We start from the raw sequence: 12,829 nt of genomic DNA, 5'->3' as shown, positions 1-12,829 counted from the left end.
GTTTTATATATTGTTTTAAGAAGTATAAGTAAAAATGGGGAAGTACCAACAGATTTTCGGTTGCTGTCTTTGGTCCTTGCTTATATTATCATTAGTATTGGTAGTAGCTTATTACTTTATTATGTTTTAAATCGTGTCATTGAGTTAGAAGAATTTCAAATTGATTTAAGAAACTATCAAAACTTTTTAAAGCAAGAAAAAAGGAATGTTTTAATATTATATATAACGATGCTCTGTTTTTTGATTATAGGAATAGTGACTGCTGCAATTTTTATAAGTTCGGGTAATTATATTAGTCTTGTATTAACTTTATCATCATATTTTATCGTATACACTATTTTAAATACCAAATTGATTAAACGCAGCATGATATTGAGACAGTTATACAAAGAATTAAGTAATAAGGAGAGTTAATAATGAATGATAAAATATTGCCAATCGGAAGTGTGATTCAACTTCATAACGGAGAAGTGAAGTTAATGATTTTATCTCGTTTTCCACTCTATAATAATCAAGGGACAATTGGTTATTTCGATTATTCGGCATGTTTATATCCAAATGGAAATACGGATAATCAATGTTATTTTTTTAACAAAGAAGATATAAGTAAAGTTTGGTTTGAGGGGTATATTGATGACCAAGAAAAAAGCGCTCAACAGCTTTTTGAGAAGGAACAAAAAAATATTAAATACCCTCACTTAAAGTTAAATAACATATAGAAAAAGTAGATTTAGAGATAGGAACAAGGAGTACAAGCGAACAGATGGACTTTTTTGTAGTCATTTCAGGTCGTCGAGTTGATTTGGCAAACGGACATTACGTGGATTATGTTGGTCATGGCTATCCGTTTGGGCTACGATTTGACATCTCTCCTTTGCTTATAAGTAATCTTTTTATTAAAAGAGTTGTATCAGAAGGATATTCGGATACCGTGGATGAACACTACTGCCAAGAAGCTCTGCGTAAGGAATACCTAAATGCAGGTATGGTATCCAGTGTTTATGTTAAGGAGGAAGTGAATGAAGATTGATGTATCGGAAGTTCTGTTACAAAAAGAGTTGTTGAGTATCTCTGTTGAGAGTATTAAATCACAGCTTTCTGTTTCGAGAAGTCGTCTATCAGAGGTCGTTTCAACTGATAGCCTCAAAGGGGCAGTGAAGGATGCCATTAACCAGAAAGTGACCAACTATCAGATACCACTGGTCGATAACTATATCAATACCTTGGATAGTATTTTCAGTCGCTATGAAGGGATTTTGAAATTATTCCAAGATACTGTGTCAGAGACTAATACTAGTGCGATTATTCATACAGAATATCTAGAGAGCCTCAAGCAACGTATAAAAGATCCTGTTAATGATTTGAATAAAATTTCAAGTGAGGCACTAATTATCTATGCAGGGATTGGTGATATTCTGACGTTAACGAATCCTAGTTTGGATAGTGTGAAGGCGAGCTATAGTGAAGCAGTCAAGAGTTTAGATGATACCATAGAGAACATGGAAGCTTTTAATAGTGTTCTTTTAAAGACAGATACTTTTGACCTTATAGATATGCAAAATAGTGAAATTGCTACCCTATAATGAAAAAGAGGCCAAACGTCAAGGATTGAGAGGAAATGAAGTTGAGGCTAGTAAGGCGACAGGTTTTGTGATAGATGCGGCTAAGGCAGCGGGAACAACTGTTGCAGGGATTGCTGGAGCTAGCGTTGGAGCAACGCTAGCAGGTGTTGGGTTAGGTCTATTAGGTGTTGCAACAGCCCCTGCTTGGGCAACTGGAGTAGTAGCGATTGCAGCATCCGCAGGTGCTGTAGCTGGTTTGAACTGGCTTGATAAAAAGTTTAATGTCACTGATAACCTGAAAAAAGGTGCCAATAGCCTGATCAAAGGCATGAGAGGATGGTTTAAATGATACTGGAACGAATTAAAAAAACATTTGAATTTCAAAGAAGTAGAATAAAGGGACCGGTTCCTCTTTGGGGGGTATTAAATGGGATTTTTATTTTGTATCCTATAGCCTTTTTTATGTTTATGGCAGGAGGATTAGAGGTGCTCAACAATCCCTCTTTGTATCAAACATTGCTTATTACAGGGATTGTTATTTGGGTTTTAAATCTAGTATTTTTACTAGATCTTAAGCGAGGGATTTTAACCAGTTTTGGAACCTATCTCATGTATCTGACTGGTCATATTTATATCATTATTGGTTTTAGTGCTATGAGTGGGGACCATAATTTTATTGGATTAAAGCTATCCCTCCCTCTTATCCAATCCATTATTGTAATAGTCGTCATGAGCTGCTTGGTCGATTTGGACTCTGAAGAAGTTATCTCGCAGAAAGCCAGCAAAGTTATGCTTAACTTTGTATTCGCTCCTCCGCTTATTATATCGTGTGTCTGTATATTTTTAGCGATGTTTGGATATGAATATTTTTGGGGGTGGGGTTTATCCTTGCTTTCGATGACCTTTGGACATTTGTTTTATGCTACATGGTTTATAATTATCTATGCCTACCAACACCGTCATGATGTTGAGGAAGAAACTTCAATCAAGCATATAAAAGTAAACCCAGATATGATTTCAAACAGAGAATTTGACAGAGATAGATTTAAAAAGTAAAGTTTTCAAAGGCATGAGAGGATGGTTTAAATGAAGAAACGATTTCATAGAACATTTGTAGATATATTAAATAATGCTAAGGGACCAGTTCCGATGTGGGGGACACTAACCCAAGTATTTGTTATATTTCCTTTGATAATGTTCATGTTCTTTATGACAGCAAATAGTCTTATAAATCAATATTTTTTCAGTTCTATAAATATCATAGCAGTAGTTTTAGAGTTACTTTCTTTTATAATTATTTTAATGTCAAAGTTACAAAGTAATTTTGCAACGGGACTAATTACCTATATTATGGGTGTTGTTACATATATAACTGCTCCCTTTGCTGTAATAGGACTAGGTGGAGGAGAACAATTCCTTTTATTTCAGTTATTTGTAATACTTTTATATCCAATAATAATTTTTCTTCTTATGCTATTATTAGGTGGTGTTGATGGTCAGCAAGTGCTGAAAGAAAAAGTTATTAGTGTAATTTTTGGTATCCCAGGAGCTATTATTGTAATTTCAGTTATCTTACTTATTTTAATAGGAAACCCTGCTGCTTCTTGGTTATTATTTGGATTACAATTGCTATTTTCACCTTTTCTATTTCTTTCGTGGGGGTATATACTTTATCCATTAAGACATAGGTCAGATGTATAAAGTTTTGAGGTGCCAATAGCCTGATCAAAGGCATGAGAGGATGGTTTAAATGATTATTGAAAGAGTCAAAAAATTTTTTGAGTTTCAAAGAAGGAGTGTCCATGGACCAGTTCCTCTTTGGGGAGTATTAAATGGGATTTTTATTTTGTATCCCTTGGTATTTACAGGATTTTGGCTTGCAGGATTAAGGATTTTAAAAAATCCTGCCTTACATCAAGGCTTGATTATTACAGGGATTGTTGTTTGGATTTTAAATCTGGTTTTTCTTTTGGATCTTAAGCGAGGGATTTTAACTAGCTTTGGAACCTATCTCATGTATCTGACGGGCCATGTTTATGCCATCATTGCTTTTAGCAGTTTAAGTGGGGATCATAGTTTTATTAGTTTGAAAATTTTCCTCCCCCTTATTTTTGCTATTATAGTTGTTATTGTTGGGACTTGTCTGGTCAACTTAGATTCTGAAGAAATTTTATCAGAAAAGGCCATCAAAAATGTCTATAATTTTTTATTTGGACCTCCTGTAATTTTATCGCTTTGCTTTATTTTTTTAGGGATGATTGGATATGATTATTTTATGGGATGGGGGATGTCTTTATTATTCATGATTTTTGGGCCTTATTTGTACCGAACATGGCTTTATATTATCTATGCCTACCAACACCGTCATTATGTTGAAGAAACAGCTTCAATCAAGCATATAAAAGTAAACCCAGATATGATTTCAAACAGAGAGTTTGACAGAGATAGGTTTAAAAAGTAAAGTTTTAAAAGGTATGAGAGGATGGTTTAAATGATACTGGAACGAATTAAAAAAACGTTTGAACTTCAAAGAAGGAGTGTCCACGGACCAGTTCCTCTGTGGGGGGTATTAAATGGGATTTTTATTATATATCCTATAGCATTTTTGGCGTTTTTTGCAGGAGGATTAGAGGTGCTCAACAATCCCTCTTTGTATCAAGGCTTGATTATTACAGGAATTATTGTTTGGGTATTAAATCTAGTTTTTCTTTTGGATCTTAAGCGAGGGATATTAACCAGTTTTGGAACCTATCTCATGTATCTAACTGGTCATTTTTATGCCATTATTGGCTTTAGCACTATGAGTGGCGACCATAGTTTTCTTGGTTTAAAAATTTTCCTTCCTCTAATCTTTTCCATTATTATGAATATTGTTATGAGTTTGATGGTTGACTTAGACTCTGAAGAAATTTTATCAGAAAAGGCCTCCAAAAATTTCTATAATCTTGTATTTGGTCCTCCTATGATTTTATCTTTTATTTGTGTTTTTTTAGCGATAATTGGATATGAATATTTTTGGGGATGGGGAATGTCTTTATTCTTCATGATTTTTGGGCCTTATTTGTACCGAACATGGTTTTATATTATCTATGCCTACCAACATCGTAATGATATTGAGGAAGAGACTTCAATCAAGCATATAAAAGTAAACCCAGATATGATTTCCAACAGAGAATTTGACAGAGATAGATTTAGTAGAAAGGTAACTAAAGATGATTAAAGAAATACAACTACATATGAGCCATTTGATGACAGACCAGGTCCAGATTCAAGCGGACGAACTATTGGAGTTATTTGTTCATACAGAACTCCTTCCCTATACTGATGGTATTTATAAAGATGGCCCTACCATTTTTGAGATGACTCCAACTCAATTTAACGAAGAAAAGCAAGATGTGGGAGTCTATATTCCAGTTATATCTGAAGCAGAGCCAACAAGTCAACTGGATTATCAGGCATCTCTAGATATAGAAGGAATTAGCAAGCGGGTTCTATTTGATGGTAGCTTGGATGAAACAATTGAGGAGATGAAAGCTTATATTCGTGATCATGGTTGGGAGTTGCAAGATAAGTTATACCTAGTCTTGATACCTGTTTATGATGATTTGTTTGTGGATTTGATTATCCCAGTGGAGAAGTAAAATGGCAGAAATTACATATGGTATGAATCAATCCTTAATGATGAGTAATGTCTTGAGTGTGAACTATAATATTGTCGGTGATGAGATTGCAGTAGCCTTTCAAGATATGATTCAAACAGCTGTAGCGGCAGGATATACACCTAAAAGCAATCCCTTTTACTCATGCCCCCATATCGGAGAATTGGAAGATGGAACATACAACATCACAGTCTATCTTCCCGTTCATGAGGCTTATCTAGGAAAAGAAGAGATAATGGAGGGGACAGCCTATAACAGTTATTTTTTGGTTCCTCGAATGGCAGGAGTAAGAGTTACTGGAGAGGAAGCTGTTGACTTTGATAAGGCTATATACTTGCTAACCAAATTATTGCTTGATAATGACTTAGAAGAATCTACACCCGTATTTTATATTTCAAGCAAGATAAATGATGTTTTGTATACAGATATCATGGTAGGGATTAGAGAAAAAAGGGATTAATTCTGAACTGTAAATATTTTTACTATTGATGTTGATAGGAAAAGAGTTAAACATTAATAAATGAAGGGGAATTAGAAAGTAACAAATGAACGGTATTATCAACTTAAAAAAAGAAGCGGGCATGACCTCGCATGATGCGGTTTTTAAACTGCGTAAGATTTTGGGAACCAAGAAAATTGGTCATGGTGGGACCTTGGATCCGGATGTGGTGGGTGTTTTGCCTATTGCAGTTGGCAAGGCAACCCGCATGGTCGAGTTCATGCAGGATGAGGGCAAGGTCTATGAGGGGGAAATCACTCTTGGCTATTCAACGACGACAGAGGATGCCAGTGGGGAAGTGGTTGCAGAGACGCCTGTTTTGTCGCACTTGGATGAAAAGCTTGTTGATGAAGCAATTGCCAGTCTGACAGGACCTATTATTCAGATTCCGCCTATGTATTCGGCAGTCAAGGTCAATGGTCGCAAGCTTTATGAGTATGCGCGTGCTGGTCAGGAAGTGGAACGGCCAGAACGTCAGGTGACCATTTATCAGTTTGAGCGAACAAGTCCGATTTCTTATGATGTCGAACTTGCACGTTTTACTTTTCGTGTGAAATGCAGTAAGGGAACTTATATCCGTACCTTATCAGTTGACTTGGGAGAGAAACTTGGATATGCTGCCCATATGTCACATCTGACACGGACCAGTGCAGCAGGTTTGGAATTGGAAGATTCACTGACCTTGGACGAAATTGCTGAAAAAGTGGAGGCTGGTCAATTAGACTTTTTCCATCCTCTAGAGATTGGGACAGGCGACCTTGTCAAAGTTTTCCTAACTCAAGAAGAGGCTACCGAGGTACGCTTTGGTCGTTTTATTGCGTTAGAACAGTCGGATAAGGAATTGGCTGCTTTTGAAGGAGATAAATTGCTAGCCATTCTAGAAAAACGGGACAATCTCTACAAGCCAAGGAAGGTTTTTATCTAATCTAACTGGAGTTTGGGGATGGAATTCTTCCCCTAGACTATTCAAATCAGACTATAAATTTTGCAAAAAATGTGATAGAATAGACGACGGATAAAAAAACGGAGGATAGCATGCAAAATAGACCAATCATTATCGGAGTGACAGGTGGTTCTGGTGGAGGAAAAACCAGTGTTTCAAGGGCAATTTTATCGCATTTTCCTGATGAAAAGATTTCCATGATTGAGCATGATTCATACTACAAGGATCAGTCTCATTTGACCTTTGAAGAGCGTGTCAAAACCAACTACGACCATCCTTTTGCCTTTGATACAGACTTGATGATTGAGCAGATTAAGGAATTGTTGGCAGGGCGTCCGGTGGACATCCCGACTTATGACTATACAGAGCATACACGAAGTAGCAAGACCTATCGTCAGGAGCCTCAGGATGTCTTTATCGTTGAGGGGATTTTAGTCTTGGAGGACAAGCGCCTGCGCGATTTGATGGATATCAAGATTTTTGTGGATACGGATGATGATGTGCGCATTATTCGTCGTATCAAGCGCGATATGGAAGAACGTGGCCGTAGTCTTGATAGCGTTATTGACCAGTATTTAGGTGTGGTTAAACCCATGTACCATCAGTTTATCGAGCCGACTAAGCGTTATGCTGATATCGTCATTCCTGAGGGAGTCAGCAATACAGTTGCTATTGACCTATTGACGACCAAGATTGCAAAGATTTTGGAAGAAGCTCGAAACAGCAAATAATCAGATGTGGAGGCCTTGCCTCCTTTTTTATTTTTCCCTCATAATGGTACATAAATGGAGATTTTTAGGCATATTTTTGGTATAATAATACCCATGAAAGAGCAAGAAAATGAATAGTAGGTGGAGATGGAAAAGTATTTATCGGTAACAACTTTGACCAAGTATCTGAAAATGAAATTCGATAAAGACCCTTACTTGGAACGGGTCTATTTAACTGGTCAAGTTTCCAACTTTCGTAAACGACCTTCTCACCAATATTTCTCCCTAAAAGATGACCATGCAGTTATTCAAGCGACTATTTGGTCTGGGATTTATCAGAAATTAGGCTTCGATTTGGAAGAAGGGATGAAAATCAATGTGATTGGGCGTGTACAGGTCTATGAACCAAGTGGTAGCTACTCCATCATCATTGAAAAAGCAGAGCCTGATGGGGTTGGAGCGCTTGCGATTCAGTTTGAACAACTCAAGAAAAAATTGACAGAAGAAGGCCTGTTTCAAGAACGCTTCAAGCAACCTCTGCCCCAATTTTCTAAGAGAATTGGTGTAGTAACCAGTCGCAGTGGAGCCGTGATTCGAGACATTATCACGACCGTCAGCAGACGCTTTCCAGGTGTCGATATCTTACTTTATCCGACCAAGGTTCAAGGTGAGGGTTCTGCGGAGGAAATTGCTAGAAATATTGCGCGTGCTAATCAACTAGACGATTTGGATTTGCTGATTATTGGTCGTGGTGGTGGCTCCATAGAGGATCTCTGGGCCTTTAACGAAGAAATTGTGGTACGAGCTATTTTTGAATCTCGTTTGCCAGTTATCTCTAGTGTGGGGCATGAGACGGATGTGACCTTGGCAGATTTTGTGGCAGATAGACGGGCTGCGACACCAACAGCTGCTGCTGAACTAGCAACACCTGTGACCAAGTTGGATGTATTAGCTCATTTGCAAAATCAGGAAAAACGGATGGCTACGGCAGTCCGAAATGTCCTATCGAAGAAACAAGAATCTTTGAAAAAGTGCAGTCAGTCTGTTATCTTTAGACAGCCAGAGCGTTTGTATGATAGCTATTTGCAACGCTTGGATCAACTGCAACTGCGATTAAAACAAAGTTTGCGAACACGGATTTCTGATAACAAACAAGTCGTCCAAGCAAGGACGCATCGACTGGTACAATTATCACCTGTTACTAAAATACAACGTTATCAAGATCGTCTTGGTCAGTTGGACAAGCTCCTCCGTAGTCAAATGGCTTTGGTTTATGATGCCAAGGTTGCTGAAGTGAAGCGTCTTTCAGAAGCTTTGCTCATGTTGGATACCAGTCGAATTGTGGCGCGTGGTTATGCTATTGTCAAAAAAGAAGAGTCCGTAGTTGATTCGGTTGAAAATTTGAAGAAAAAAGACCAAGTGACGCTTTTGATGCGAGATGGTCGAGTAGAATTAGAGGTTAAAGATGTCAAAACAAAAGAAATTTGAGGAAAATCTAGCAGAACTGGAGACCATTGTCCAAAGTTTGGAAAATGGTGAAATTGCTCTGGAAGATGCGATTGCTGCCTTTCAAAAGGGCATGGTCTTGTCAAAAGAGCTCCAAGCGACGTTGGACAAGGCTGAAAAGACCTTGGTCAAGGTCATGCAAGAAGACGGAACAGAAAGTGATTTTGAATGAAAAAGCAAGAAAAATTAGCTCTTGTCGAGTCAGCCTTGGAAGATTTTTATGGAGACCAGCAGTTTGCCTCTAGTTTGCGAGAGTCTGTTCTCTATTCCATTCATGCTGGTGGCAAGCGTATTCGACCTTTTCTCTTGTTAGAAGTTCTGGAAGCCTTGCAGGTCGCTATTAAACCTGCTCACGCGCAGGTGGCTGCTGCCTTGGAAATGATTCATACCGGGAGCTTGATTCATGATGATCTTCCAGCTATGGATGATGACGATTATCGTCGAGGGCGTTTGACCAACCATAAGAAATTCGGTGAAGCTATGGCCATTTTGGCTGGAGATGCTTTATTCCTAGATCCTTATGCCTTGATAGCGCAGGCATATTTGCCAAGTCAGATAAAGGTAGACTTGATTGCCAACTTATCCCTTGCTTCAGGAAGTCTGGGCATGGTAGCAGGCCAGGTTTTAGACATGGAAGGTGAACACCAGCATTTGTCTTTGGAAGAACTTCAGACCATTCATGCTAATAAGACTGGAAAACTACTAGCCTATCCCTTCCAAGCGGCTGCTATTATAGCCGAATTGGCACCTGAAATGCAGGAAAAGCTGAAAACTATTGGGGAATTGATTGGACTTGCTTTTCAAGTTCGAGATGATGTACTGGATGTGACTGCCAGTTTTGAGGAAATCGGTAAGACACCACAAAAGGATCTACAGGCAGAAAAATCAACCTATCCTGCTTTGTTGGGCTTGGAAGAGACTATTGCCTTTTGTAACCAGACTTTGGATCAAGCTAATGCCAAATTAGAAGAAATTACCCAGCAGGTTCCCTTTGAAATAGAATCGATTGTGAAAGTAGTAGAAAGTTTGAGAATCAATGGCTAAGGAAAGAGTGGATGTACTAGCTTATAAACAGGGCTTGTTTGAAACGAGAGAGCAGGCCAAGCGCGGTGTCATGGCTGGCCTAGTCGTAGCAGTCCTTAATGGAGAACGGTTTGACAAGCCAGGAGAGAAAATTCCAGATGACACCGAGCTAAAACTCAAGGGTGAAAAACTCAAGTATGTTAGTCGTGGTGGCTTGAAACTGGAAAAGGCCTTGCAGGTCTTTGAATTATCAGTGGAAGGGGCAACAACGATTGATATCGGGGCCTCTACTGGAGGATTTACCGATGTCATGTTGCAAAATGGTGCCGAGTTGGTCTTTGCAGTCGATGTTGGTACCAATCAGTTGGCTTGGAAATTACGCCAAGACCCACGGGTTGTCAGCATGGAGCAGTTCAATTTCCGCTATGCTGAAAAGACTGATTTCGAGCAGGAACCGAGCTTTGCCAGTATTGATGTGAGTTTCATTTCCCTCAGTCTGATTCTTCCAGCCTTGCACCGAGTGCTAGCTGATCAAGGTCAGGTGGTAGCACTTGTCAAACCTCAGTTTGAGGCAGGTCGTGAGCAGATTGGGAAAAATGGAATCATTCGCGATGCCAAGGTCCATCAGAATGTTCTTGAATCTGTCACAACCATGGCAGTAGAGGAAGGCTTTTCAGTCCTTGGTTTGGACTTTTCTCCCATCCAAGGTGGGCATGGAAATATTGAGTTTTTAGTGTATTTGAAAAAAGAAGAGTCAGCAAGCAATCAGGTTCTTGCTGAAATTGAAGAAGTAGTAGAGAGGGCGCATAGTCAATTTAAAAATGAATAAAAAAGAGAGACTTGAAAAAATTAGACGATTTGTGACAGATTATCAAATCGGTACACAAGAAGAAATTGTAGAACATTTGAAAGAGGCAGGGATCACTGCCACTCAGGCAACAGTATCACGGGATATCAAAGAGCTAGGCATTGTCAAAATTCCTTTGAGAGACAACACCTATGTCTACGAATTGCCAAAATCAATCGTAAAAAGTTTGCAACTGGCTGAAGACAATATTGAGTCAGCTGAATTGATGGACAAGATGATTAATCTCCAAGTTATCCCAGGAAATACAGCTTTTGTAAAAGCTCAGTTAATTGAGACTTTTGCTGACAAGATTTTTAGCTGTTTAGCTGATGATAGCTCGATTTTAGTCATTGCCAGAAGTGAAAGTCTAGCTGAGGAAATCTTTGAACAAGTAAAAAATTGGTAGGTCTATATGTTACTTGAAATTTCGATAAAAAACTTTGCCATTATTGAGGCTATTTCCCTCAATTTTGAAAAGGGGATGACTGTCTTGACTGGTGAAACGGGTGCAGGGAAGTCGATTATCATTGATGCCATGAATATGATGTTGGGGGCTCGTGCGACGACAGATGTTATTCGTCATGGTGCGCCAAAGACAGAGATTGAGGGGCTTTTCTCAGTTGAGAATAGTCGCCTTTTACAGGAAATTTTTGATGAGCAAGGTTTGGAAATGGGTGATGAAATTATCATCCGTCGAGAAATCTTGCAAAATGGTCGTAGTATTAGTCGTGTGAATGGCCAGATGGTTAATCTGTCTGTTTTGCGTGCTATTGGGCAACATCTGGTAGATATTCATGGTCAGCATGACCAAGAGGAGTTAATGCGTCCTCAACTTCATATTCAAATGTTGGATGAATTCGGTGATGTAGCTTTTTGGGACCTAAAAGAAACCTATCAGACGAGTTTTGATGCCTACCGTAAAATGCGTAAGCAGGTTTTGGAAGTCAAGAAAAACCAACAAGAACATAAGACACGTATCGAAATGTTGGAATTTCAAATGGCAGAGATTGAGGCAGCAAACTTGCAAGCTGGAGAAGATCTGGTTCTCAATCAAGAGAGAGAGAAACTGCTCAACCATAAAAATATTGCGGATACGCTGACCAATGCCTATAGTATGTTGGACAATGAAGACTTTTCAAGTCTAGCCAATGTTCGTTCAGCCATGAATGATATGGAGAGTGTCGAAGAGTATGACCCGGAATATCGTGAAATTTCAAGCTCACTATCTGAGAACTACTATGTCTTAGAAGACATTAGCAAACGTCTGGAAGCTATTATTGAGGACCTTGATTTTGATGGTAATCGTCTCATGCAGGTCGAGAATCGTTTGGATCTCCTTCATACCATTACGCGTAAGTACGGTGGGACTGTTGATGATGTTTTGCTTTACTTTGCTAAGATTACGGAAGAGTACAATCTCTTGACAGGCAATAATCTTTCATCTGAAGACATGGAAGCAGAGCTCAAGAAATTGGAAGTCAATCTTGTCGATTTGGCAGGTCAGCTTGCATCTGCTCGTCATGACTTAGCTCAGCAGCTAGAAGCAGAGATTAAACAAGAGCTTCAAGATCTTTATATGGAAAAAGCCCAGTTTCAAGTTCGTTTTAGCAAGGGCAAATTCAGTCGTGAGGGAAATGAAATGGTTGAGTTTTATATTTCAACCAACCCTGGTGAAGACTTTAAACCCTTGGTCAAGGTTGCATCTGGTGGGGAATTATCTCGTCTCATGCTAGCCATTAAGTCTGCCTTTTCTCGTAAAGAGGGCAAGACAAGTATTGTCTTTGATGAGGTGGATACGGGAGTTTCAGGCCGTGTAGCTCAGGCCATTGCACAGAAGATTCACAAGATTGGCCAACATGGGCAGGTTCTGGCTATTTCCCATTTGCCACAAGTGATTGCGATTGCGGATTATCAATTCTTTATTGAGAAGATTAGCAATGACCATTCAACAGTTTCGACTGTTCGTCTCTTGACGGTTGAAGAGCGAGTCGAGGAAGTTGCCAAGATGTTGGCAGGTGATGATGTGACCGAAGCAGCCCTGACGCAAGCCAGAGAATTGTTGAGAAACAGGGAGAAATAA

Annotated in this window: 19 protein-coding genes; all 19 read left to right on the top strand. The window is 39.0% G+C overall.

Features of this window, described 5'->3' with window-relative positions:
- Window positions 1-414: hypothetical protein (locus F9B91_RS11555; protein WP_125852610.1), on the top strand; the 414-nt coding region annotated here is incomplete at its 5' end.
- A 2-nt stretch (window positions 415-416) separates the two neighbouring features.
- Window positions 417-719: a DUF4176 domain-containing protein gene (locus tag F9B91_RS09665; protein ID WP_070478089.1), complete on the top strand. Its 303-nt coding sequence runs from the start codon at window positions 417-419 to the stop codon at window positions 717-719.
- Between the two features lie 44 nt (window positions 720-763).
- Window positions 764-1,030 (top strand): DUF4176 domain-containing protein, encoded by a 267-nt coding sequence (locus F9B91_RS09660; protein WP_225306607.1) that lies wholly within the window; start codon window positions 764-766, stop codon window positions 1,028-1,030.
- Entirely contained in the window at window positions 1,020-1,583 is a 564-nt protein-coding gene (locus tag F9B91_RS11550) for a T7SS effector LXG polymorphic toxin (protein ID WP_225306605.1), read from the top strand. Before F9B91_RS09660 ends, F9B91_RS11550 begins: the two co-directional genes overlap by 11 nt.
- Entirely contained in the window at window positions 1,564-1,911 is a 348-nt protein-coding gene (locus tag F9B91_RS11545) for a hypothetical protein (protein ID WP_225306603.1), read from the top strand. The genes F9B91_RS11550 and F9B91_RS11545 overlap by 20 nt, the downstream gene beginning before the upstream one ends.
- On the top strand, window positions 1,908-2,618 hold the full coding sequence (locus F9B91_RS09650; protein ID WP_150923176.1) for an oligosaccharide translocation protein RFT1: 711 nt from the start codon (window positions 1,908-1,910) through the stop codon (window positions 2,616-2,618). Before F9B91_RS11545 ends, F9B91_RS09650 begins: the two co-directional genes overlap by 4 nt.
- Before the next feature lie 30 nt (window positions 2,619-2,648).
- Entirely contained in the window at window positions 2,649-3,263 is a 615-nt protein-coding gene (locus tag F9B91_RS09645) for a hypothetical protein (RefSeq protein ID WP_150923175.1), read from the top strand.
- 49 nt (window positions 3,264-3,312) lie between these two features.
- Window positions 3,313-4,023: a hypothetical protein gene (locus F9B91_RS09640; protein WP_150923174.1), complete on the top strand. Its 711-nt coding sequence runs from the start codon at window positions 3,313-3,315 to the stop codon at window positions 4,021-4,023.
- A 30-nt stretch (window positions 4,024-4,053) separates the two neighbouring features.
- On the top strand, window positions 4,054-4,782 hold the full coding sequence (locus tag F9B91_RS09635; protein ID WP_084926396.1) for a hypothetical protein: 729 nt from the start codon (window positions 4,054-4,056) through the stop codon (window positions 4,780-4,782).
- The gene (locus F9B91_RS09630) at window positions 4,775-5,203 is read left to right on the top strand and encodes a hypothetical protein (RefSeq protein WP_038804217.1); all 429 of its coding nucleotides are present in this window, start codon (window positions 4,775-4,777) and stop codon (window positions 5,201-5,203) included. Before F9B91_RS09635 ends, F9B91_RS09630 begins: the two co-directional genes overlap by 8 nt.
- A gap of 1 nt (window position 5,204) precedes the next feature.
- Window positions 5,205-5,681, top strand: a complete 477-nt coding sequence (locus F9B91_RS09625; RefSeq protein WP_150923173.1) for a DUF5085 family protein — start codon at window positions 5,205-5,207, stop codon at window positions 5,679-5,681.
- 85 nt (window positions 5,682-5,766) lie between these two features.
- Entirely contained in the window at window positions 5,767-6,645 is an 879-nt protein-coding gene (truB, locus tag F9B91_RS09620) for a tRNA pseudouridine(55) synthase TruB (RefSeq protein WP_150923172.1), read from the top strand.
- A gap of 110 nt (window positions 6,646-6,755) precedes the next feature.
- A complete protein-coding gene (gene udk, locus F9B91_RS09615; RefSeq protein WP_001181376.1) occupies window positions 6,756-7,394 on the top strand; it encodes a uridine kinase in 639 nt (212 codons plus the stop codon).
- A gap of 126 nt (window positions 7,395-7,520) precedes the next feature.
- Window positions 7,521-8,861 carry an exodeoxyribonuclease VII large subunit gene (gene xseA, locus F9B91_RS09610; RefSeq protein WP_150923171.1) on the top strand — a complete coding sequence of 447 codons (1,341 nt, stop codon included), beginning with the start codon at window positions 7,521-7,523 and terminating at the stop codon, window positions 8,859-8,861.
- Window positions 8,839-9,051: an exodeoxyribonuclease VII small subunit gene (locus tag F9B91_RS09605; protein WP_000043226.1), complete on the top strand. Its 213-nt coding sequence runs from the start codon at window positions 8,839-8,841 to the stop codon at window positions 9,049-9,051. Before xseA ends, F9B91_RS09605 begins: the two co-directional genes overlap by 23 nt.
- Window positions 9,048-9,923 (top strand): polyprenyl synthetase family protein, encoded by an 876-nt coding sequence (locus F9B91_RS09600; protein WP_150923170.1) that lies wholly within the window; start codon window positions 9,048-9,050, stop codon window positions 9,921-9,923. Before F9B91_RS09605 ends, F9B91_RS09600 begins: the two co-directional genes overlap by 4 nt.
- Complete coding sequence (locus F9B91_RS09595) at window positions 9,916-10,731, top strand: TlyA family RNA methyltransferase (RefSeq protein ID WP_150923169.1); 816 nt, start codon at window positions 9,916-9,918, stop codon at window positions 10,729-10,731. Before F9B91_RS09600 ends, F9B91_RS09595 begins: the two co-directional genes overlap by 8 nt.
- Window positions 10,724-11,155: an arginine repressor gene (locus F9B91_RS09590; protein WP_020900686.1), complete on the top strand. Its 432-nt coding sequence runs from the start codon at window positions 10,724-10,726 to the stop codon at window positions 11,153-11,155. The genes F9B91_RS09595 and F9B91_RS09590 overlap by 8 nt, the downstream gene beginning before the upstream one ends.
- A gap of 6 nt (window positions 11,156-11,161) precedes the next feature.
- Complete coding sequence (gene recN, locus F9B91_RS09585) at window positions 11,162-12,829, top strand: DNA repair protein RecN (protein WP_150923168.1); 1,668 nt, start codon at window positions 11,162-11,164, stop codon at window positions 12,827-12,829.

Origin of the sequence: Streptococcus mitis, assembly GCF_008763935.1 — a bacterium.
GTDB lineage: Bacteria > Bacillota > Bacilli > Lactobacillales > Streptococcaceae > Streptococcus > Streptococcus mitis_DB.
This window is presented reverse-complemented; position numbering and strand designations above follow the sequence as displayed.